General features: G+C 43.2%; 23 protein-coding genes. 2 read left to right on the top strand and 21 right to left on the bottom strand.

Features of this window, described 5'->3' with window-relative positions:
* Positions 1–44: 44 nt before the first annotated feature.
* The 8 genes from BN3456_RS12310 to BN3456_RS12275 form a co-directional block, all read right to left on the bottom strand.
* The gene (locus BN3456_RS12310) at positions 45–578 is read right to left on the bottom strand and encodes a Holliday junction resolvase RecU (RefSeq protein ID WP_089984470.1); all 534 of its coding nucleotides are present in this window, start codon (positions 576–578) and stop codon (positions 45–47) included.
* Position 579: 1 nt separating this feature from the next.
* Positions 580–1,545 carry an RluA family pseudouridine synthase gene (locus BN3456_RS12305; RefSeq protein WP_089984468.1) on the bottom strand — a complete coding sequence of 322 codons (966 nt, stop codon included), beginning with the start codon at positions 1,543–1,545 and terminating at the stop codon, positions 580–582.
* Positions 1,472–2,332, bottom strand: coding sequence for an SDR family NAD(P)-dependent oxidoreductase (locus BN3456_RS12300; protein ID WP_089984466.1), 861 nt, complete (start codon positions 2,330–2,332; stop codon positions 1,472–1,474). The genes BN3456_RS12305 and BN3456_RS12300 overlap by 74 nt, the downstream gene beginning before the upstream one ends.
* A 22-nt stretch (positions 2,333–2,354) precedes the next feature.
* Positions 2,355–4,169: a YgiQ family radical SAM protein gene (locus BN3456_RS12295; protein ID WP_089984464.1), complete on the bottom strand. Its 1,815-nt coding sequence runs from the start codon at positions 4,167–4,169 to the stop codon at positions 2,355–2,357.
* Entirely contained in the window at positions 4,163–4,867 is a 705-nt protein-coding gene (locus BN3456_RS12290) for a pseudouridine synthase (RefSeq protein WP_089984463.1), read from the bottom strand. The genes BN3456_RS12295 and BN3456_RS12290 overlap by 7 nt, the downstream gene beginning before the upstream one ends.
* Positions 4,864–6,267: an RsmB/NOP family class I SAM-dependent RNA methyltransferase gene (locus tag BN3456_RS12285; protein WP_089984461.1), complete on the bottom strand. Its 1,404-nt coding sequence runs from the start codon at positions 6,265–6,267 to the stop codon at positions 4,864–4,866. The genes BN3456_RS12290 and BN3456_RS12285 overlap by 4 nt, the downstream gene beginning before the upstream one ends.
* Before the next feature lie 91 nt (positions 6,268–6,358).
* Positions 6,359–7,204: a M23 family metallopeptidase gene (locus BN3456_RS12280; protein WP_242862871.1), complete on the bottom strand. Its 846-nt coding sequence runs from the start codon at positions 7,202–7,204 to the stop codon at positions 6,359–6,361.
* Positions 7,205–7,261: 57 nt separating this feature from the next.
* The gene (locus BN3456_RS12275; RefSeq protein ID WP_089984459.1) at positions 7,262–8,704 is read right to left on the bottom strand and encodes an aminoacyl-histidine dipeptidase; all 1,443 of its coding nucleotides are present in this window, start codon (positions 8,702–8,704) and stop codon (positions 7,262–7,264) included.
* A 108-nt stretch (positions 8,705–8,812) separates the two neighbouring features.
* On the opposite strand from BN3456_RS12275, the gene BN3456_RS12270 reads away from it, so the two are divergent.
* Entirely contained in the window at positions 8,813–9,742 is a 930-nt protein-coding gene (locus tag BN3456_RS12270) for a transporter (protein ID WP_089984458.1), read from the top strand.
* On the opposite strand, the gene BN3456_RS12265 is transcribed toward BN3456_RS12270, so the two are convergent.
* From BN3456_RS12265 to BN3456_RS12235, 7 genes are all read right to left on the bottom strand, one after another.
* The gene (locus BN3456_RS12265; RefSeq protein WP_089984456.1) at positions 9,728–10,318 is read right to left on the bottom strand and encodes an ATPase; all 591 of its coding nucleotides are present in this window, start codon (positions 10,316–10,318) and stop codon (positions 9,728–9,730) included. The two genes, BN3456_RS12270 and BN3456_RS12265, sit on opposite strands and share 15 nt — an antisense overlap.
* A gap of 2 nt (positions 10,319–10,320) precedes the next feature.
* Complete coding sequence (gene coaD, locus BN3456_RS12260; RefSeq protein ID WP_089984454.1) at positions 10,321–10,812, bottom strand: pantetheine-phosphate adenylyltransferase; 492 nt, start codon at positions 10,810–10,812, stop codon at positions 10,321–10,323.
* Positions 10,806–11,375 (bottom strand): 16S rRNA (guanine(966)-N(2))-methyltransferase RsmD, encoded by a 570-nt coding sequence (rsmD, locus tag BN3456_RS12255; protein ID WP_089984514.1) that lies wholly within the window; start codon positions 11,373–11,375, stop codon positions 10,806–10,808. The genes coaD and rsmD overlap by 7 nt, the downstream gene beginning before the upstream one ends.
* Positions 11,376–11,469: 94 nt before the next feature.
* Positions 11,470–11,673, bottom strand: coding sequence for an alpha/beta-type small acid-soluble spore protein (locus tag BN3456_RS12250; RefSeq protein ID WP_089984453.1), 204 nt, complete (start codon positions 11,671–11,673; stop codon positions 11,470–11,472).
* Between the two features lie 114 nt (positions 11,674–11,787).
* Positions 11,788–13,845: an ATP-dependent DNA helicase RecG gene (gene recG, locus BN3456_RS12245; RefSeq protein ID WP_089984452.1), complete on the bottom strand. Its 2,058-nt coding sequence runs from the start codon at positions 13,843–13,845 to the stop codon at positions 11,788–11,790.
* A gap of 10 nt (positions 13,846–13,855) precedes the next feature.
* Complete coding sequence (locus BN3456_RS12240; RefSeq protein WP_089984451.1) at positions 13,856–15,526, bottom strand: DAK2 domain-containing protein; 1,671 nt, start codon at positions 15,524–15,526, stop codon at positions 13,856–13,858.
* Positions 15,527–15,540: 14 nt separating this feature from the next.
* Complete coding sequence (locus BN3456_RS12235; protein WP_176699192.1) at positions 15,541–15,900, bottom strand: Asp23/Gls24 family envelope stress response protein; 360 nt, start codon at positions 15,898–15,900, stop codon at positions 15,541–15,543.
* A 197-nt stretch (positions 15,901–16,097) separates the two neighbouring features.
* Here BN3456_RS12235 and rpmB point away from each other — a divergent pair, with 197 nt between their 5' ends.
* Positions 16,098–16,283, top strand: a complete 186-nt coding sequence (rpmB, locus tag BN3456_RS12230; protein ID WP_025657513.1) for a 50S ribosomal protein L28 — start codon at positions 16,098–16,100, stop codon at positions 16,281–16,283.
* Between the two features lie 62 nt (positions 16,284–16,345).
* Here rpmB and BN3456_RS16490 read toward each other — a convergent pair whose 3' ends face one another.
* The 6 genes from BN3456_RS16490 to BN3456_RS12205 are packed head-to-tail and all read right to left on the bottom strand — an operon-like array spanning position 16,346 to position 21,092.
* The gene (locus BN3456_RS16490; RefSeq protein ID WP_278280301.1) at positions 16,346–16,480 is read right to left on the bottom strand and encodes a hypothetical protein; all 135 of its coding nucleotides are present in this window, start codon (positions 16,478–16,480) and stop codon (positions 16,346–16,348) included.
* 47 nt (positions 16,481–16,527) lie between these two features.
* Positions 16,528–16,938, bottom strand: coding sequence for a GerW family sporulation protein (locus tag BN3456_RS12225; protein ID WP_089984447.1), 411 nt, complete (start codon positions 16,936–16,938; stop codon positions 16,528–16,530).
* A 12-nt stretch (positions 16,939–16,950) separates the two neighbouring features.
* Entirely contained in the window at positions 16,951–17,859 is a 909-nt protein-coding gene (locus BN3456_RS12220; protein ID WP_176699187.1) for a DUF2953 domain-containing protein, read from the bottom strand.
* A gap of 54 nt (positions 17,860–17,913) precedes the next feature.
* Complete coding sequence (locus BN3456_RS12215) at positions 17,914–18,258, bottom strand: hypothetical protein (protein ID WP_089984444.1); 345 nt, start codon at positions 18,256–18,258, stop codon at positions 17,914–17,916.
* Positions 18,259–18,277: 19 nt separating this feature from the next.
* The gene (locus BN3456_RS12210) at positions 18,278–19,783 is read right to left on the bottom strand and encodes a peptidoglycan D,D-transpeptidase FtsI family protein (protein WP_347458052.1); all 1,506 of its coding nucleotides are present in this window, start codon (positions 19,781–19,783) and stop codon (positions 18,278–18,280) included.
* Complete coding sequence (locus tag BN3456_RS12205) at positions 19,668–21,092, bottom strand: FtsW/RodA/SpoVE family cell cycle protein (RefSeq protein ID WP_089984442.1); 1,425 nt, start codon at positions 21,090–21,092, stop codon at positions 19,668–19,670. The genes BN3456_RS12210 and BN3456_RS12205 overlap by 116 nt, the downstream gene beginning before the upstream one ends.
* Positions 21,093–21,104: the final 12 nt, after the last annotated feature.

The following is a 21,104-nucleotide window of genomic DNA, read 5'->3' as shown; positions in this document are numbered from 1 at the left end:
TTCGTTAAACAATACATAAATTATACGTAGTTTACACAAAAATGTCAATCCCTGGTGTCTAAATCCTGCTGTATATAGTCCAGGTAGGGAACGAAAAATCCGCTTTTTAATTCCATGAAATAAGTCGGATCCAGTTCCTCGCGGCGGAAGCTTTTACGGCCCCCGGCCTTTGCGCGCTCCCAAAACTTTTGAATCTCTTTAAAACGCATATAATATAAGTCATCGTTGCTGCTGTAATAAATAATAAGAAAAGAGATACCGCTCTGCCGCTCATATTTTTCCATAAACAGCATCTGGTGTTCATGAATATTTTGCAGAGGGAAAGTGTCCCTGACACATTCCTTCGCATCAAAGCAGACCGGGATTCCCTGCACCACTCCAATATAATCTACTGTACTGATTTTGTCAAAATAAGCAAGGGTAATATGCCGGAGCTCCTTATCTATTTTTACCGGAGTGATTGGTGTGGGAATTTTCTGAATCAGCGCAAGCCCCATCTCGTCATAGCGTTCATTTGTACGGTTGATCAGATCCTCCAGTGTAGAACCCCGCAGTCCCCTTGAATTCCATGTAGCCATATTAAAAAACTCCTTTGTCTTTTGCTATCTTCTGAAAATATTGGGGCAAAGCTGCGGTAAATTGCCTTCCGGATAAATGAGAAAGTGCCCCCTCAAGGTGTGGAAATGTAATTCTGTATGCGTGCAGAAGCTGGTGGGTTAAACCATACTTTGCACGGCAGATGCCGTTGACCTTCGGGTTTCCGTATTTGTAATCTCCCAGAATAGGATGTCCGGCAGACGCAAGATGGGCACGTATCTGATGAGTTTTTCCCGTGATCAGGTGTACCTCCAGAAGCGTTGTATCTGATCCGGTTTTTAAGGGAACAAACTCCGTCTCTATGGCACTGCTTCCGGTGAAGTCCTTTTCAGTGATTTGGACCTGATTTGTCCGGCTGTTCTTTTTTAAAAATCCCCGGATATATGAAGGCTGTTCTACACACCCCTCCACGAGGCAGAGATAATATTTTCCGATAGTCCTGTCTTTAAAGAGACTGCTTAATTCCTGCAGACCTGCCAGACTTTTCCCCGCCGCAACTATTCCGCTGGTGTTTCGATCCAACCGATTGCACACAGAGGGGCGAAAGGCCCTCATCGCCTCCTCGGTAAGCTGTCCCGATTGTATCAGATAGGTGATGAAATGCTCCACAAGAGAAACATCCTCCGGGGAGGCTTTCTGAGAAAGCATCCCCGCCGGTTTGTTTATAAGGGCAATATTCTCATCCTCGTAGAGAATATCTAGTTTTTCATCGGTAAACTGAAAATGGCTCTCCTTAAATCCTGCAATGGTCTCATCGGAAAGGAAAAGCTTCACTTCATCTCCTGACTGAAGCTTTTCACTGCCGGTAGCTTTTTTTCCGTTCAAAGTGATATTTTTTTTCCGCAGCATTTTGTACAGAAAGCTTTTGGGGGCTTTATTCAGATACTTCGCCAGCATCTTGTCGAATCTCTGCCCCGCCTCGTTTCCGCCGATCGTGATTTTTTGCATGGTGATGCCTTTCTTTTCCTGGGCTGTTGTCTATGTTAATTATTTTCATAAGCAGCCGGTGAGGCAAAAATTTTGCTCCCATCTGCGCTGTTTTGACTGTAATGCCGTATACTGAAACAGCCTTTTTATTTCTGGAATCCAGAAGTGCCTGTTTTACAACCTTTTCCGGCTTAGCCATGAACAGGTTTTTCCAGGATGCTTTTATACTTCCGGATACTGCAAAGAACTCTGTCGCTACAGGACCTGGGCAGACAGCGGTAACAAAAATCTCCCTGTCCTCCAGCTCCCCTCCAAGTCCCCGGGAAAAACTTAAAACATAGGCTTTCGTGGCCGCATAGACCGCAAAAGAAGGCTGAGGGAGAAATGCCGCTGCCGAGGCTACCTGGACGACTCTGCTTCCCTTTGAAAGATAGGGCAGACAAGTCAGCGTCATACGAGTCAGTGCACGGCAGTTTAAATCTACCATATCCATCTGACTTGAAGGGCTTTTTTCAGCAAGCTCCGACACCAACCCTATTTTCCCGAAACCGGCTGCGTTTACAAGCATACGAAGATTCGGCTTTTTAGCTGCCAGTGTATGTTCAAGTTTTGAATATACATGCCCTTCTGTTAAATCCCCCTCAAATATTCTCAGGGGGATAGGAGACATTTCCGCCAGAGATTCCAGCCGTTCCCTTCTTCTGGCTATGACCCAGATTTCATCCAGTCCCTTGTAAAAATAAGGGAGCTGCTTCACAAATTCTCTTCCTATTCCGGAAGACGCACCGGTTACAATTGCAATTCTCATATCTTCACCTTCTCTTTGCATTTTATTTTTTGCCAGACAACCTGCGGGGCTTCACCAGACATTTCTCACCGAACCCAATTAAATCTGTCCGCCCGGCTTTGTGCAGAGCTTCTATTACCAAGTCATAATTCTTCGGATTCCGGTATTGGATCAATGCCCTCTGCAATCCCTTTTCATGAGGGTTTTTCGGTACATAAATCTTTTTCATGGTCCGTGGATCCAGACCGGTATAGTACATACAGGTAGAAATCGTGGACGGGGTGGGATAAAAATCCTGCACCTGTTCCGGCATATACCCTAGATCTCTGCAATATTCTGCCAGTTTTACGGCAGCCCTCATATCGGAACCGGGATGGGAGGACATCAGGTAAGGAACAAGATACTGCTTCTTTTTCAGTTTCTGGTTCATATCTGTAAATTCTTTTGTAAACTTCTGGTAAACATCATGCCGAGGCTTTCCCATTTTATCAAGAACCTCATCTGCCACATGTTCCGGAGCAACTTTAAGCTGACCGCTTACATGGTATTGGCAAAGTTCTCTTAAGAATGTTGTCTCTTTGTCTTTCAGCAGGTAATCAAACCGAATTCCGGAACGGATGAATACTTTCTTTACTTTCGGAATACTTCTCAGCTTCCGCAGCAGTTTTACATAATCACTGTGGTCTGCCTCCATATTTTTGCAGGGCTTTGGAAAGAGGCACTGGCGGTCTTTACAGACGCCGCATTTTAGCTGTTTTTTGCAGGAAGGCTTACGGAAATTAGCGGTAGGGCCGCCTACATCGTGGATGTATCCTTTAAAATCAGGCTCTTTGGTCAAGAGTCTGGCCTCCTTCAATAGAGATTCATGACTTCGGGCCTGAATCACTCTCCCCTGGTGAAAAGTCAGCGCGCAGAAATTGCAGCCACCAAAGCATCCCCGTGTGCTGGTCAGACTAAATTTAATTTCTGTGATAGCAGGCACGCCGCCTGCTTTTTCGTAGGACGGATGGTACGTCCGCATATAGGGGAGTCCGTATACATCATCCATCTCCAACTGGCTTAAGGGCCCGGAGGGCGGGTTTTGTACCACATACAGGTGTTCGTTATAAGGCTCTGCCAGCCGCTTTCCAGAAACAGAATCTGTATTTTGATACTGTGTATAAAAGCTTTCGGCATAGGTTTTGGGGCTCTTCTGGAGCTCCTCGTAAGAAGGCAGAATAACTGCATCATAGACGGAATCTAAATTTTTCACCTTGACCACCGTGCCGTTTAGATAAGTCAGGTCTTCTACTGCAATTCCGCTGTCCAGCGCCTCTGCAATATCTACAATGGAATGTTCTCCCATTCCATAGGAAATTATGTCTGCTCCGGAATCCAGCAGGATGGAGCGTTTTATTTTGTCAGACCAGTAATCATAGTGGGCCAGCCTCCGAAGACTCGCCTCAATGCCCCCCAGTATAATCGGCGTTTTTTTATAAGCTTGACGGATTAAGTTTCCATAGACAACTGCTGCGTAGTCGGGGCGCTTTCCCATAACACCTCCCGGTGTATAGGCATCATGTCTGCGCCTTTTTTTGGAGACGGAGTAGTGATTGACCATGGAATCCATGTTCCCTCCAGACACGAGAAATCCCAGACGGGGTTCGCCATACTCTGTGACGCTCTCCTTATTTCTCCAATCAGGCTGCGAAATAATCCCTACACGAAAACCATGGGCTTGAAGCACCCTGCTGATTATAGCATGTCCAAAAGAAGGATGATCTACATAGGCATCCCCGATCACATAAACAAAGTCCACGCTGTTCCAGCCCCTGTCCTGCATATCCTTTTTACACAAAGGTAAAAAATTTTTTAACATAATAGTTGTATCTCTTTCTTTGTCAATTTTCTATAGGCACCCGGCAAAAGTGAATCGTCCAGTTTAAGGGAGCCCATTTGTATTCTTTTTAAGTACAGAACTTCTTTTCCTACTGCATGAAACATCCGCTTTACCTGGTGAAACTTCCCCTCCTGTACCGTGACTTCAACCTCAGATTCGCCGCCTGATCTTAAAATACACAGCTTTGCGGGAAGCGTTCTATGAGCCTCTCCGATGTCCAGCCCTTCATAAAAAACTTTCACATCCTCTTTGGTGGCAATCCCTTTGATGCGGGCATAATAGACTTTATCCACATGCTTTTTAGGTGACAGGAGCCGATGGGACAACTGACCGTCATTGGTAATCAGCAGCAGGCCTTCTGTGTCCTTGTCCAGTCTCCCTACAGGAAATAAATCTTTGCGCCGGCTGTCTATCAAATCTATAACGGTGCATTCCCTTTTATCTTCTGTAGCAGACACCACGCCTGCTGGCTTATTCAGCATATAGTATTCATATTCTACGTAAGAAATCCTTTGCTCCTGATATAAGACCTTATCTTGCTCTGTATCAATTTTGGTTTCCGGCTTTTTAACAACACAGCCGTCAATGCTGATCAGCCCCCTTGCAATCACCCTCTTAACTTCACTGCGTGTGCCCACACCCATATCTGCAAGATACTTATCTAATCTCAGTTTCAAGCTTGATACCTCCACCCGGGGAGATATTTGTTCTTTAAAGTCTGATTGTTCAGCTTTCCGAATCCAAGCGGATACCCGTCCACGCAAATCAGATACCAGCCCTTTTCTTTTTCAGAGACCTTGTCCTCCACCTCTAATGTCTCACCTTTCAGATACCGTATGACTCTTTCATCTTCAAGTGGAAAATCCAGCACCTTATTGTATTCTTCCTTTTTAAGACACATAGCCAGAGACTGACTAGGCTCAAAACGGTTTTTTTTCAGCTCCCCCAGAAGAAGTCCTGATCGCAGGAAACGTAATCCCCGCATACAAGGCAGTCCCTCTGGCATATAATAAATCCGCTCACCGTGGATATCCAGGCGGAAGGGATCCAGATTCCAGCTTATATCCGTCCAAAATTCAGACAGCTCTTCCGGCATTTTCCCAGATTTCGTGTTCATTTTTGCAAATTCCATCTTCTTTTTCTCACCGTCCTGGAATCCTCCGGCATTACCTTTTCTCAGAAGTGCAAGATAATGCCCTTCCCCCTGCATTTTATGAGGGAAAATACGGACAGTTTTGGAAAGTTCCGGATTGTTGCTTTCTGTCAGTTCCGGGATTCCCGGTGTGAAGCCTTCATAGGGTTTCAGCTGGCATATCTCGAACTCCGGAAATCTGGTTAACAGATATTCTATGGTCTGCTCATTTTCCAGAGGATCAAATGTACAGGTGGAATAAAGAAGAATTCCGCCAGGCCGCAGCAAAGCTGCTGCCTGTGTAATAATACTTCTCTGAAGTTTTGAAAAAAACTCCGGCCCATGTTTCTCCCAGGCCTTCACCATTTTTTTGTCTTTGCGAAACATTCCCTCACCCGAGCACGGGGCATCAATTAAAATCTTATCAAAATATTCAGGAAAGTATTCCGTCAGCTTGCCGGGTTCTTCACTTAATACAAACATATTCCCGATACCAAAAAGTTCCAGATTCTTCAAAAGACCTTTAGCTCTGGAATTACTGATATCATTTGCAAAGAGCACCCCTTCACCCTTTAACTTTGCCCCCAGTTCTGTGGCTTTGCCTCCGGGAGCCGCGCAAATGTCTAAAACCCTTTCCCCCGGCTCTGCGGGCAGCCTGTCTGCAGGCGTCATGGCGCTTGGCTCCTGCAGATAGTACAGACCTGCAAAATAATACGGATGCTTTGCGGGCTGAATGTTCTCTCCGTCATAATAGAATCCATTGTGTATCCAGGGAATCGGCGAAAGGGGCCAGGGCGCTATTTTCAAAAAATCATCCACACTGATTTTGTTGGTGTTTACTCGGAGACCATAGTTGTACGGCTCATCAAAACAACGTATATAATCGCCATATTCTTCGTGCAGCAGATTCTTCATCTTCTCTTCAAATGCTTTAGGTAAGTTCATTTTATTTCCTCCACATAGGGGCATTATATCATACATGCCTCATTCGTGAAAGACCTGTCAGGTTTTTTGAAAAGCTATTGTTACCATATTGTTACCGTGCATAGGCACATTTTATCTTCTGGTTTTCGATGTATCTAAGGGCCCAATATGGATTTACGCTGACCTCTTCTTCGCCGTGAAACATGTAGATTCCAACATGAAGATGTACCGGGAAATTTCCAGTGGTCCCCTCCACTGTGCTATATCCGGTATCCCCCATATAACCCAGCAAATCTCCCGCCTTTACAGTATCTCCCATTTCAATGTCTGCGTAGGAATCCAGGTGGGCATAGTAGAAATACGCACCGCCGGGGGCAACGATTCCAAGACGCCATCCCCCCTGTTCCAGCCAGCCTTTATGGCGCACCACCCCGTCAGTCATACTGACGATGGGATAAAACCCTCTCTCATTTTTATCTGCCATTATATCCGTTCCCTCGTGTCCGTGTGTTCCCCCATAATTGCGTTCAAACATCCAGGAGTCCACATAGGATACATCCGCCGAAACATTATTGGAAGGCTCCGGAACCGGAAAATATACAAGATCATTCCAGATACCGCGGCACTGGGCAGTATAATCGTCAAAATGTTCTCTTCTGCCCCATTTGTTTTCTAAATGCGGGAAAACCTCCGGATTTATTGGGGACTTAAGAGCCTTCTCCCCAAAATTTGTTTCCAGTAAATAAAGACCCAGGTTCTTCCCCGGGTCTTTTGTATCTCTTGCGCAGTTCAATATTTCCTCACTTAACTTTTGTCTGCGGAATCCTTCTTTTGTAATTGTATTTTCATTAAGTCTTAAAAATCCTCCGGTTTCCTGGAGCTTATGTATGCCAATAGAAAGGAAGAGACACAGAAGAAGATTTATGAGGATATAATTGTGAATCCTTCTTTTTCTCAACGTTTAGAACATTCCTTTACATAGTTCAATCCTTCTAATATATGAGAATAGAATGTCCTATTTGCACTTTTTTAGGATTTCTTTTATCACAGTCCATGTTTTTGCCGTAGAATCAATGTTCAGATGTTCCTTTACGGAATGTACATCGTACATCTGAGGCCCGAAGGAGACGCAGTCCAGTTCCGGTTTCTTCCCGGTGAGGAGGCCACATTCCAGACCCGCGTGTACGGTGGAAACCTCAGGTTTCTCTCCATATACCTCCTCAAAAGTTTCTACTGTGATGGGACGAATTCTGGACTCTTCTTTATACATCCATGCAGGATATTCAGAAGAAATTCCATAAGTTCCCCCCAGAAACTTTGCCCAGCTGACAAAGGCTTCTTTCAATTCATCCAGCTTTGAGGATACAGAACTTCGTATCAGAAAAACAAAGGAAACCTTGCTTTCATCTGAGGTGATCACACCCAGGTTGTCTGATGTCTCCACAAGACCTTTCAAGGCACGGCTGAAGCCGTAAACACCATTCTGACAGTTATTGATGAAGAATATAATCTTTTTCATATCCTGATTGGACATAACAGAGAGTTTTGAAACATCTGTCTGGTTCACGGTAATTTCCAGATCCGGTTCATCAGCTCCGAATTCCACCTTCCAGGTGTGAAGCATATCTTTAATTATCTTTTTTGCTTTTATACTATCCTGTACCAAAATAGTGAATTCACAAATAGACGGGATTACATTTTCTTTTGCTCCTCCCCGGATATCGGAAAGGGAAATCTTAATATTCTGATCCAGCCGGTTCAAAAGCCTTCCGGCCAGCTTGTTGGCATTTCCTCTCTGCTTGTTGATCTCTGTCCCGGAATGTCCGCCCTGCAGCCCATGGATAGTCACATCCAGGCAGGTGCCCGCCTCTGTTTTTCTGTCAATTGAAAGATTCATCCGAAAGGTAGAACCTCCTGCACATCCCACAGTAACTACATTCTCATCTTCAGAATCCAGATTGATTAGCATCTTTCCCTTCAGCTGAGATAAATCAATTTGCTTGGCTCCGTCCATTCCAACTTCTTCATCTACTGTAAACAGAATTTCCAACGGTGGGTGAGGAATGTCTTTGCTGTCCAGTAGAGCAAGGGCAATTGCGACCGCGATACCGTCATCCGCACCAAGGGTGGTGTCCCTGGCCTTAATAAAACCGTCTTCTACATAAAGATCAATAGGATCCTTCGTAAAATCATGCTTTGAGCCCTTTGTCTTCTCGCACACCATGTCCAGATGGCCCTGGATAATTACCGGTTCGCTTTGTTCATAGCCTGGGGTTCCCGGCTTTTTAATCATGACATTGTTCAGATCATCCTGAACCACTTCCAGTTTATGCTTTCTAGCAAACTTCACACAATAGTCGCTGACGGCCTTTGTGTTAAAAGTACCTCTGGGTATCTGGCTTATTTCTTCAAAATAGTGAAACACTTCCTTGGGTTTAATACCGCTTAAAATTGACATCTTTCATTCCCCTTTTCTGATATTTAATACTTTCATTTTGTCACAAGGAGAATAAAAAATCAACCAATTTCATATATCTTTATAAAAGTGTCCTGAGAGAAAACGCCTATGAAACACAGCCTTTCAAAAGCGGGAATCATCCTTTTGTTTGCTTTCATGCTTATATATCCAAAAGCTGTCTTTAACGGGGCAAGCGAGGGACTTCTTTTATGGTTCCAAATCATTTTGCCCACATTGTTTCCCTTTATCATGATTACAAACCTTTTATTATATACAGACAGTATACACTATATATCCCGACTATTCGGACGGCTATTGTCCGGCATATTTAAAGTATCGAAAAATGGAAGTTTCGCTGTAATTGCAGGTTTTCTATGCGGTTATCCTATGGGTGCAAAAGTGGCCGGGGATTTAATAAAAGGTGAGTATATTACAGAGGATGAGGGAAAGTACCTCCTTTCTTTTTGTAATAATACCAGTCCGGTTTTTATTATGAATTTCATCATTTGGAAAACGCTGGACAGAGAGGAATTGCTCATACCGTCAATTCTTATTCTACTGGGCACACCAATGCTGTTAAGTCTTATTTTCCGAAGATTTTATCTTAAAGGTAAAAAATGTTTCCAAAATCAGAGGCGGGAAACAAGAAACGAAAGAAAATGGAATTTTCAAGTTGTAGATGACTGTATAATGGATGGATTTGAAACAATCACTAAAGTGGGGGGCTATATTATATTATTTTCTGTTATCCTTTCTCTGTTTCAATCATTTTCCTTAAAGCCACTGCTGCTTCAAATAATGCTGCCCTCACTGGAAGTGACAAATGGGATTGCAATCATCGGAAAATCCGGGATTGACTTTGGCCTTATGTACCCGGCAATCATCGGGCTGACCTCTTTTGGGGGATTTTGTGCGGCCGCACAGACCCAGTGCATGATACAGAAAACTAATATTTCTATCTTTCCCTACATAATCGAAAAACTGGTCACCGCAGCGGTGGCCAGTCTCATAGCTTTCCTGTATTTATACATTATCTGAATCTTCCTGCTGGACATAGTCCTGATCATCTTCAGCAGGTACCTCCAGCTCTGCACGGTTTGTCCGGACTACATCATAACACTCCTGAAGGGAATTAATCAGTCCGTCATATTTCGTAGTGTAGCTGTCAAGTGTATGGCCGATAATGCTCTCTGCATTGGCGAGCAGGTCATCGGTATACTGAATTGCTCCAAGTCTGATGGCATTTGCGTCCTCCGTTGCATTGTCCACAATCTCCTGGGCCTGTGCGCTTGCCTGTGTGACAATCTCGTTGGCCTGTGAATAAGCCTGCTGCATAATCTCATGTTCGCTGACCAGCTCCGAAGTCTGCAGCTGTGCCTCTTCGATCATGGCATCTGCTTTTGCCTGGGCATCTGCAATAATCGCATCCCGATTGCTGATAATCTTCTGATATCTCTTAATCTCATCGGGAGTTTTCATTCTGAGCTCGCGCAGCAGCTCATCCAGATGCTCTTTATTTACAATAATCTTAGTAGTAGACAATGGCTGGAATTTACAATCCCGGTCGATGTACTCTTCGATTTCCTCTATAATCTGTTCAATACGGCTGCTCATAATTACACTCTCCTTTTTGTGTTCAGCTTTTTCTTCAGTTCCACTACCACAGCTTCCGGCACAAATTGTGATACGTCTCCCCCAAAAGTTGCGATTTCCTTTACGGTTGTGGAACTTAAGTAAGAATATTCGATACTTGTCGTCAAAAACATTGTATCGACACCCGGCTCCATCTTATGATTCGTCTGAGCCATCTGTAATTCATATTCAAAATCGGTAATCATCCGAAGCCCCCTGATTATAACCTTTGCATTCTGCTGTCTTGCAAAGTCAATTAATAATCCGTCAAAGGGGATTACTTTTATGTTTTTCAAGTCTTTTGTGACTTCTTTTAATATTTTAGCACGTTCCTCTACAGAAAACAACGGCATTTTGGCATTATTGTTCAGTACTCCGACAACTAATTCATCGACGATTCGACAAGATCTTTTAATGATGTCAAGGTGTCCGCATGTGACAGGATCAAAACTTCCCGGATAGATGGCTCTTAACATATTTCTTCCTTCCCAGCCTTTTCAATGAAGACATGTTTGTTTGTTTTATATACTTTTTCCTTTATACAGGAAAACTTCAGTTCTTCAAGATAGGAAAAATCAGTTTCTTTGGAGGCTTCTACGATGATTACGGTATCCTCGTACACCAGATGGGATTCACTGAGATATTCCAGCACTTTCCTCTCAAGGCCCTGGTTATAAGAAGGATCCATAAAGACAAAATCAAATACCTTCTCCCCTTCCAAACGGTAAAGAGCCGACATCACATCCTGGGTCAGAGTCATTGCTCCTGATTCCAGATGGGTTGTCTTTAAATTTTCTTTAATGCATATCATAGCCTCACGGTTTTTTTCTACAAAAACAGCCTCTTTTGCCCCACGGCTTAAGGCCTCTATTCCTATTCCGCCGCTGCCGGCAAACAGATCCAGAAATACACTGTCATAAATAAACGGTGCGATCATATTAAACAATGTCTCTTTAATTCTATCTGTGGTCGGCCTTGTGTCAAATCCGTCCAGTGTCTTTAATTGTAATCTTTTTGCGCTTCCTGCTATGACTCTCATAGACAACCCCTTCATTCTACTTCCTTATAATGCTGAATTTTAACAGAAAAAAGCGCTCAGGTCAATCCCAAGCGCTTTTTCTTAGAAAATTTGGTTATTTACCGGACATCTGTCTTTCCTGCTGTTCGATCATTTTCTTAACCATATAACCACCGACAGAACCATTCTGTTTTGAAGTTAAGTCTCCGTTGTATCCGTCAGTAAGCGGTACTCCGAGCTCATTCGCTACCTCATATTTGAATCTGTTCAGTGCTGTTTTAGCCTCAGGTACGGCTGCTCGATTAGTTGAACTTGCCATGATATTTTCCTCCTTTTCGTAACTTCTGTTACTTCTTCAGATTTTTATAACACTGTATTGTGTTACAATCATAGTATATGGAGGAATTCATCTTTTACTCTGGAAATTCTTGGCTCAAAGCGTTGTCTCCAACATCACTTTCGACATAAAATGATTCAGGTATAATTTGAGTTTTTCGTGCTTTTCAAGAATCAGTTCCGGATCTTCTGTCAAAATTTTTTCAGCTGCTTCATTTGCTCTCTGTAGAATTTTTGCGTCTTGAAATACATCTCCCATCCGGAAATCCATCATTCCGCTCTGACGGATTCCGAATAAATCTCCGGGGCCGCGAAGCCGCAGATCCTCAGATGCAATAAAAAATCCATCATTGGATTTGTTTAAAATTTCTAATCGTTCTCTTGTCTCTTTTGCTTTTGATGCACTCATGAAGATACAGTAAGACTGGTGCTCTCCCCGCCCTACCCGGCCACGGAGCTGATGAAGCTGAGCAAGGCCGAACCGTTCTGCATTTTCAATGAGCATAACCGTGGAATTTGGAACGTCAATTCCCACTTCAATCACGGTGGTTGAAACTAGAATCTGAATTTCATTTCTGCCGAAAGCCTCCATGATTGAGTCTTTCTCGCTCTGTTTCATCTTTCCGTGCAGGCAGGCAATCGTTATACCGCCTCCCATGGCTTCTTTCAGAGATTGTGTATAATCTGTAACATTTTCCACCTCTAGAGATTCACTTTCCTCTACCATCGGGCAGATGACATAACACTGCCGCCCCTCTTTGACTTGTTTTTGCATGAACCGGTATGCAGTACTTCGGTATCCCGTGTCCACCACACAGTTTTTTATAGGAAGCCTGTTCTTTGGGAGTTCATCGATAACTGAAATATCCAGGTCGCCATATAGAATCATAGCCAGTGATCTTGGAATCGGTGTTGCACTCATAACCAGTATGTGCGGCATACTTCCCTTGCACGCCAGTGCCTCTCTTTGTTTTACACCAAAGCGATGCTGTTCGTCTGTCACAACAAGAGCCAGATTGTGGTAATTCACCTTGTCCTGTATCAGTGCATGAGTGCCAACTACGATATTCGCCTCTCCCGAGGCAATTGTTTCATAGACTGCCCTCTTTTCTTTTGCCCTCATAGAGCCTGTGAGAAGTACCGGCTTCAGTGGAATGTCATATTGCCTGAACATAGATGAAACATTTTCGTAATGCTGCTTTGCCAGTACTTCCGTGGGAGCCATCATAGCACCCTGATAGCCGTTTAACCCGGCAAGTATAAGCCCCAAAAGTGCCACAATTGTCTTGCCGGAGCCTACATCTCCCTGGACAAGCCGGGACATAACGTGCTTTCCCGACATATCCTTTTTGATTTCAGTCCATACCCTCTTCTGGGCATTTGTCAATTCATAAGGCAGGGCATTTAAAAAGCTATTTACCGATTCAGATTCTGGAAATGTAAAGCTGTTTATAGCTTTATCTTCTCTGGTTTTTATTATTCTGAGCGACAGAATAAATATAAGAAACTCTTCAAAAACCAGTCTTTCTCTTGCACAGTAGAATTCTTCTTTATTTTGGGGGAAATGAACTCCTCTGACTGCAGAGCAGAAGTCTGTCAGACTATAAGTTTCCCGGACTTCTTCAGGAAGCAGATCCTGTTTTGAATCCAGATATTCCACCGCCTGCATCACAGCCTTTTTTACAGCATTATTCGTAAGACCTGCAGTGAGGGCGTAAACCGGCTGAAGAGTACCTTGTTTTTCTTCGTATTTTGAACCGGGATAAAAAATTTCGGGATGTTCCATAACCAGGCCATCCCGTCTTCTGACAACTCTTCCGCGAAGGGTGATAACACCACCGCGAAGGGTGCTTTTTAAAAACGGCATCCGAAACCAGATTACCTTTAAAGTTCCGGTTGCATCTCTTATAAACAGCCTGGTCACCTGCCTGTTTTGATTCCCGTCAAACTGGACTCTTCCGTATATTGTGCCGGTGACAGTCAGCGTTCTTCCTTCCTCTACTTCACCCAAAGGAACCGGGTTGTCATATACATCATAACCTCTCGGATAATAGCGGATCAATTCGCCTATTGTACCTGCCCCGGCCTTTTCAAAAAGGGCCTGGGTTTTATCTCCGATTCCTTTTAATGTGCTAATTTTAGAATTCTCATTCATCGTCTAAATTCTACTCTACCGATACAATATAATAATAAATGGGCTGCCCTCCGAAGTGAGCATCTACATCTGCCTCCGGATAAAGAACACTTATCTCCTGTGCAAAGCGTGCTGCATCTTCTGCCAGAACATCATTCCCATAATATAAGCTGATGAGTTCTGTATCCTCATCCACCTGAAGGGCAAGCATTTCTTTCGTTACATTCTCCACGGACTGGCCTACGGACAGAATTCCCTCATCGCCGATTCCCATGATATCGCCTTCATGGATTTCTTTATTATCAATGTGGGTATCCCTCACTGCGTATGTGACCTGCCCGGTCTTTACCTTTTGAATTTCCACGAGCATGTTTGCTTTATTCGTAGAAATGTCCGCTTCGGGCATGTAATTAATCACTGCCGTAATTCCCTGTGTCACAGTCTTTGTAGGTATCACAATGATATCCTTGTCCTTTGTCAGCGACTGTGCCTGGTTTGCTGCCAAAATAATATTCTTATTATTCGGAAGTATAAAAATGTGCTTGGCTCTGACTTCACCGATAGCCGTCAGCATGTCTTCCGTGCTTGGGTTCATGGTCTGTCCGCCTTCAATGATGTAGTCTACACCCAGCTCCCGAAATATGTCATTCATGCCCTCACCGATAGAAACAGTAATAAAACCTATTTCCTTATCAGGTTTTTTCTTATCTCCGGAGGCATTCTTCTTCTGTTCTGCCGCTAGTTTCTCGGAGTTCTTAAATAGTCTTTCCTGATGCTCCTCACGCATATTATCAATCTTCATCCTGGTGAGCTGCCCATAGGTCAGGGCTTTTTGAATTGCCAGTCCGGGATCATTGGTGTGAACATGAATCTTTACAATATCTCCGTCTGACACGCATACAATGGAATCACCGATAGACTCAAGGTAAGCCTTAAACTCAAGCTCATCCTTCTCGGAGAAGTCTTTTTCTGTCATAATAATAAATTCCGTACAATAGCCAAACTTAATGTCTGCTTCTGCCTGCAGTCCCGGTCTTACCATGGTAGTGCCGGAGCTTTCCTCAATGGCACTGTAGTCAATCTCTTTGCCCCGGAATGCATCATAGGCGCCTTTAAGCACTTCTAGAAGCCCCTGCCCGCCGGAGTCTACCACGCCGGCCTCTTTCAGTATCGGGAGCATCTCAGGTGTCCTGGAAAGTACGTATTCAGCATGTTCCAGTATCTGCGGAAGAAATACTTCCAGATCCTTTGTTGTCTCTGCCAGCTCTGCTGCCTTCTGGGCGATGCCTTTCGCAACAGTTAGGATGGTCCCCTCTTTTGGCTTCATAACTGCTTTGTACGCTGTCGCTCGGGCACGGTCACATGCCTGTGCAAAGATTTCTACATCAATTTCTTTATATCCACGTATTTCTTTTGTGAATCCTCTCAGAAGCTGAGATAGAATAACACCTGAGTTGCCTCTGGCACCGCGCAGTGAGCCGGAAGAAATGGCCTTGGCCAGGACCTGCAGATTCGTATGTTCAAGTGCAGTTACCTCTTTTGCTGCAGACATGATAGTCAGCGTCATGTTCGTTCCTGTATCTCCATCGGGAACCGGAAATACATTCAGTTCATTAATAAATTCTTTTTTTGCTTCCAGATTAGCTGCCCCCGCTAAAAACATTTTCGCGAACAGTTCTGCGTTTATCGTATTCGTTGCCACGACAAGTATCCTCCTTAATCAATCACTCTGACACCTTCGACAAAGATATTTATCTTATCTACAGTCATTCCGGTAAATTCTTCTACTTTGTATTTTACATTGCTCATCAGATTGTCAGAAACTGAAAGAATATTTACTCCGTATGCAACAATCACATGAAAATTCAGCGTTAAAACATTGTCATCGGTAAGCTCTGCCTGGATTCCTTGTGTCAGGCTTTCCCTCTTCAGCAATCTTACTAATCCATCTTTCATGTTGACCGCAGCCATCCCAACGATGCCAAAACATTCCACCGCAACTGAGCCTGCATACTTTGCGATTACATCGGAACTGACCGTAACAATTCCGAGCTCGGTGCTTATACTGCCCTTCATCATATATTACCTCCAATTCTTAAATGGATTTTAAACATAATTAACATAAGTATTATACTCTGTCTGGAGAGATTTTACAACATGGATTCAGGAATTAGAAAAATTTGAGAAAACGCTTGCATTAGGAAATCCTTTCTGATAAAATAACATTGTTGTGAGCCTATGCAGGCTATTTCAGATCGTTAGGAGGTGCAATGATGGCTAAATGTGCTATTTGTGAAAAGGGTGCTCATTTCGGTAACAACGTAAGTCACTCTCATAGAAAATCACCAAAAATGTGGAAATCAAATGTGAAATCCGTTAGAGTTAAAACAGAAGGCGGATCAAAAAAGATGTACGTTTGTACTTCCTGCTTAAAATCAGGCCGCGTAGAACGTGCTTAATTTATGAGAATATTTTGAAGACACGGGGTACTCACTGTAATGTGGGTACTTTTTTTGGCATTTCACCCGCAAAATAGCTTATACCCCGCTGCCAGAGCGATAATCGTCAGAATCAGGCCGATTGCATTCGGCAATACCAGCATGAGAATCATGCCAACTCCAAAGCACAGCAGTGCGAATCCGATCACTCTTTTCATAATTAGTTTACTCCCAGCAGGGTTTGCTACTATTCTATGCAGCTTTTTTAAATATGTGCTCCGTCTTTTCCGGATTCTTCAGAATTTAAAATGTCCATAACATCTTCTTCTGTAACTTTATCATCTTTTGAAGTAAACTTGTCTACAACATCCGGCACCATATCCAAAATCTTAGTGATTGTATCCTGGTTTTTGATGTTCACCAGTTTTGTTGTGCCATTTTTGATGACGAGCACTGCACTGGGAGTTATTTTGCCCCCCAGACCTCCTGTACCTCTGCCTTTTTTGTCGCCGGAAAAATATCCCGCCCCCACCCCAAAGGATACATCCACCAGGGGGAGAATGATGATGTCATTAATATGGATTGCATCACCGACAACCGTCTTTGTTGTAATAACATGATCCATGCCACGAAACAATGATTCTACCGTGTCTTTGAAACTATTTTCCACTGTCATTTTTAATCCTCCTTAATTTGAAATCCATGCTTTTATATTTTTAATATGTCTGAATGTGATACGGATATTTTTATTCCATATTAGATTCCAAAGTGATATGACAAAATATATAACCCGTATCTTTCCGGAAACAAATAAATTTCCTTCAAGTATCTCCTGTTCAAAATCAGGCCGGATATTTGTATGTTTCCCAAGAAATGGAGAAAGCATACTGCCGGCTGCCAGGACATAACCTGTAACAGCAGGATCTCCAAAGCCAAAAAGAACTGAAAGATTTAACTTATGAGGCTTCAGGAAATGAAGAAGTCGTCTTAATTCTATAAGAACCTTTCCCCAAGCCGCCCTGTGGACTTCATCTGTAATAAATTCTGTCAATTTGTCCTTCTTTTCAAGTATTGCTTTTATAGCGCTGCAGATTTTGTGGATTATTAGTTTTATCTTATCATATATTCTGCAGAATGTATATTTTATCTTCTGATAAAAAGAGGATGCCTTATCTTCCTGTTTTTCAGTTCTATCAACACTAGTTCCATCTTGAGAGGATTCGGGTATTTCTTTTTTCAGAATATTCTCCGCTTCTTTTTCCGCCTGCGCTGTTCCCTCTCCCGGTTTATTCATCCGGTCCCTGTCTGTACCAGGCTCTACTTCTCTTTCGGGGGCTTTTCTCCTTTTCTTCTTCTCAGAAGGATTTCTTTCTGCATTTTGATCTTGTCCCACCATTTTCCATGCGATTCTGATATTCCAATTAAGTTTGCTGCTATCATACGACACGTTTCCGCTGATCAGATGAAAGAGCCATGAAAACCCGGCGTTTGCATGCAGAGAATCTAAATTCCCTTCACATTCTGCATTCATCCGATAATTAATAGGCAGAAAAAATACGACACAAATAAGCAATACAGCTAAACCAAGTATTGACACCAGGATCCATCCTATAATTTTCAGAATCAACAGGATTATATGTAACATTTGCTCTTACACGCTGCCTTCCTCATATTGTTTTTGCCGTTTTACGATAAAGTTCCGTATATCTGTATCTTTTGTCTTTTCATAAATTTCCTTTATAATATGCTCTGCCAGGCAAAGTGCACCGTCATAACCTCTGGCAATCCCTACTACAAACAGTGGTGTATCTTCATAATAATGCTGTTTTAACAACAGAGAGGAGTAAAATTCCAGATGGTTTTGGATTCCCTGTGCTAATGTAATTATATAAATAGAAGGCTGGACAGCATTTATTTTTAGCTTTTGAATGATTTTCTGTTTTTTTTGTTCCAGATCTGCTGCAATATATAAATCACAGTAAAAAGTCATCTGCATAATTTCTCACCGCCTGATTTTAATTATAGTAGTAAGAATCCAATATCTGTTTTGCAATGGGTACGGCTTTTGCTCCCGTATCCCCGTCATAGCCTTCGATAATCACACTGATAACAAGTTCCGGATTGTCCACATTTGTAAATCCCATAAACCAGGAGTGGGTTTTCTCACCATCTACCATACTGTATTCTGCAGTTCCAGTTTTCCCGGCAGCGGTGTACGACTGTCCGCTGAGTACAGATGCAGTTCCTTCGTTTACAACTGCCTGCATGTAGTCCTTCAACTGGGCGGCCTCATCAGGTGTCATAAGCTTTTTAAAGCTTTTCGGTACGTTCTTGCGGATTTCTGATCCGGTATAATTTGTCACTTTTTCGACAAGATAAGGTTCCATCAATGTGCCGCCATTGGCGATAGCAGAAGTAATCAGCGCCATATGATACGGGCTGACTAACGTTTCTCCCTGCCCCATGGCAGTCATCATCATATCTGCACTGCTGGATCTCTCGGTGATTTTAAAAGAGCTTTTCGCTGTGTCCAGCACAGCAGGAAGTTTTTTATTAAACAGAAGCACTTCGGCCGTATTACGGTAGGCTGTTTTATTTAAAGTAAGACCGATATTTGCAAATGACGAGTTGCAGGAGTTGGCCATAGAACTCCTTAAGTCTTCCAGGCCGTGCACAGTATTGTCGAAGCAGTGTATCGTAGTTCCCTCGGCAGTGATCTCCCCTACACAATTATAGTTGTAATTGGGATAATCTTTGTGCTCCCGCATATATTCCAGGGCTGTCACTACTTTAAAGGTGGAACCCGGCGCATATTGCCCCTGAGAGGCACGGTTCAAAAGTGGACTATTATCTTCGTCTGCATTTAAGACATCCCAGTTGACTGCTACACTGTTGGGGTCATAGGAAGGGCCGGAAACCATAGCCAGAATCTTACCTGTACCTGGTTCCATCACTACCACAGATCCTTTGTTACTGCCAAGTGCATTGTAGGCCGCCTGCTGAAGATCTGCATCCAGTGTTGTAACCACAGTGTCCCCCATGTTTTTTTCGTCTTTAAACTCATTGATCATCTTCTGTACAAAAAAAGCATTGGAGGTGAGCAGTTCAGAATTTTCCACGGACTCCAGACCTGTTTTTCCGATATCGGAGTCACTGTAGCCGACCACGTGTGCAAATGCTGCACCGTAGGGGTAGGAACGCACTTCTGTACCGTCATCGCCCACATCTGTACTGGCAAGGACATTTCCGTTTCTATCCGCAATGCTTCCCCTGATAATTCTGTCTGCAAAAGCATCCTGCCGTTTGTTATAAGGACTGCTTACCACTATTTTCGCACGAACGATATTGAAATATACAATATAGCTCATAAGTGCAAGAAACAAAGCAACGAAAAAATAAGTTACTCTAGCGAACTCTTTGTTTCGGAACTTCTTCGAAGACCGTTTTCTTCCTCCGGTGCTGCTTTTTTGGGGGTAACCTCTCTGGTTGTCTACCTCTTCGTAATTCTCTTCTCTTTTCAATGTTTTCTTCCTCGTCTTCTCTTAAAATATACAGACCCTGTATAATTCCAAACATAATCATGGTACTTAACATGGAGCTTCCTCCATAGCTGACAAGGGGTAGGGTAACCCCAGTGGAAGGAATAAACTTTGTAACCCCTCCGATTGTCAGAAATACCTGAAAGATATAACAGGTTCCAAGACCAAGAGCAATAAGTTTGTAAAATCGGTTGCGGATTGCCATAGCAATATTCAAAAACATTACATAGCAGCTGACACATACCAGAATAAGACACAGTGCAAAAATCAGCCCCATTTCTTCCGAGATTGCTGAGAATATGAAGTCCTCTGCCGCCACAGGGATACTGTCGGGAAGTCCCTGATACAGTCCCATTCCGAACCAGCTTCCTGTTCCGATTGCAAAAAGTGACTGGGCCACCTGGTATCCTCCCTCATTGTAAGAGGCAAAAGGATCCTTCCATGCCAAAACACGAATTTGAATATGGTGAAACAGATGATAGGCCAAAACAGCTGCGGCACTACCGGCTCCTATTCCCGCCAAAGCATACAGCGGCTGGCTTGTGGCTACATAGAGCATCACCAGATAGACTACAAACATAATAAGAGCGGCACCCAGATCGGTGGAAAGCGCCAAAATCAACACGTGCACAGCCGCAACAGCCGTAGTCACTACGACATTTTTAAACTCTGTGGATTGATTCAAGCTTGCTGCAACATAAAATACAAATAATATCTTCACAAACTCGGAAGGCTGAATTCCGAATCCAGCTATTGTAAAGCCTAGCTTTGCACCGTCAGAAAACTGTCCCAGAACGGCTACTGCCCCCAGTGCCAGGATACCAATGCCTGCGTAAATATAGGTCCAGTCTTTTAAAATTTGAAGTTTTCGTATGAGCACAGGGACAATGAGCCCGATCACAAGTCCCAACGCAGCAAATATAAACTGCTTTACTGCTTTTTCATAGGAAAGACGTGTAATCATAATAAAACCGATACTCAGCAGCATACACATATTATTGACGACAAGCCGGGAAGCATTTGGATAAAAAATCCGGTATAATACAAGTACTGCAATAAGGAGCAAAACCTGAGCACCATAAAAATACATAAGTTCCGGCTTTTTTGTCTGCAGATACATTACACCAAATGCAGTAAACTGCAGAAGAAACATCAGCACATTCTGACGTATCAATATTCCCTTTTTATCTTCCTCGTACACCTTTGCAAACACAGAGAAACATGAAAATGTATAAATCGACATCAGTAAAATGATGACATATTTTGATAGTTCTACTAATATATTAACCATTGTTTCACCTGC

Source organism: Clostridium sp. C105KSO13, assembly GCF_001517425.1.
In the GTDB taxonomy this organism is placed as follows: domain Bacteria; phylum Bacillota; class Clostridia; order Lachnospirales; family Lachnospiraceae; genus Muricomes.
This window is presented reverse-complemented; position numbering and strand designations above follow the sequence as displayed.

What these genes read in the sequence shown, in the direction of transcription:
- BN3456_RS12295 (WP_089984464.1), bottom strand. Translation starts at nt 4,169, where the DNA reads ATGTTAAAAAATTTTTTACCTTTGTGTAAAAAGGATATGCAGGACAGG.
- BN3456_RS12265 (WP_089984456.1), bottom strand. Translation starts at nt 10,318, where the DNA reads ATGAGCAGCCGTATTGAACAGATTATAGAGGAAATCGAAGAGTACATC.
- BN3456_RS12225 (WP_089984447.1), bottom strand. Translation starts at nt 16,938, where the DNA reads ATGACAGTGGAAAATAGTTTCAAAGACACGGTAGAATCATTGTTTCGT.
- rsmD (WP_089984514.1), bottom strand. Translation starts at nt 11,375, where the DNA reads ATGAGAGTCATAGCAGGAAGCGCAAAAAGATTACAATTAAAGACACTG.
- coaD (WP_089984454.1), bottom strand. Translation starts at nt 10,812, where the DNA reads ATGTTAAGAGCCATCTATCCGGGAAGTTTTGATCCTGTCACATGCGGA.
- BN3456_RS12310 (WP_089984470.1), bottom strand. Translation starts at nt 578, where the DNA reads ATGGCTACATGGAATTCAAGGGGACTGCGGGGTTCTACACTGGAGGAT.
- BN3456_RS12205 (WP_089984442.1), bottom strand. Translation starts at nt 21,092, where the DNA reads ATGGTTAATATATTAGTAGAACTATCAAAATATGTCATCATTTTACTG.
- BN3456_RS12275 (WP_089984459.1), bottom strand. Translation starts at nt 8,704, where the DNA reads ATGTCAATTTTAAGCGGTATTAAACCCAAGGAAGTGTTTCACTATTTT.
- BN3456_RS12305 (WP_089984468.1), bottom strand. Translation starts at nt 1,545, where the DNA reads ATGCAAAAAATCACGATCGGCGGAAACGAGGCGGGGCAGAGATTCGAC.
- BN3456_RS12300 (WP_089984466.1), bottom strand. Translation starts at nt 2,332, where the DNA reads ATGAGAATTGCAATTGTAACCGGTGCGTCTTCCGGAATAGGAAGAGAA.
- rpmB (WP_025657513.1), top strand. Translation starts at nt 16,098, where the DNA reads ATGGCTAAATGTGCTATTTGTGAAAAGGGTGCTCATTTCGGTAACAAC.
- BN3456_RS12270 (WP_089984458.1), top strand. Translation starts at nt 8,813, where the DNA reads ATGAAACACAGCCTTTCAAAAGCGGGAATCATCCTTTTGTTTGCTTTC.
- recG (WP_089984452.1), bottom strand. Translation starts at nt 13,845, where the DNA reads ATGAATGAGAATTCTAAAATTAGCACATTAAAAGGAATCGGAGATAAA.
- BN3456_RS12285 (WP_089984461.1), bottom strand. Translation starts at nt 6,267, where the DNA reads ATGAACTTACCTAAAGCATTTGAAGAGAAGATGAAGAATCTGCTGCAC.
- BN3456_RS12235 (WP_176699192.1), bottom strand. Translation starts at nt 15,900, where the DNA reads ATGAAGGGCAGTATAAGCACCGAGCTCGGAATTGTTACGGTCAGTTCC.
- BN3456_RS12215 (WP_089984444.1), bottom strand. Translation starts at nt 18,258, where the DNA reads ATGCAGATGACTTTTTACTGTGATTTATATATTGCAGCAGATCTGGAA.
- BN3456_RS12250 (WP_089984453.1), bottom strand. Translation starts at nt 11,673, where the DNA reads ATGGCAAGTTCAACTAATCGAGCAGCCGTACCTGAGGCTAAAACAGCA.
- BN3456_RS16490 (WP_278280301.1), bottom strand. Translation starts at nt 16,480, where the DNA reads ATGAAAAGAGTGATCGGATTCGCACTGCTGTGCTTTGGAGTTGGCATG.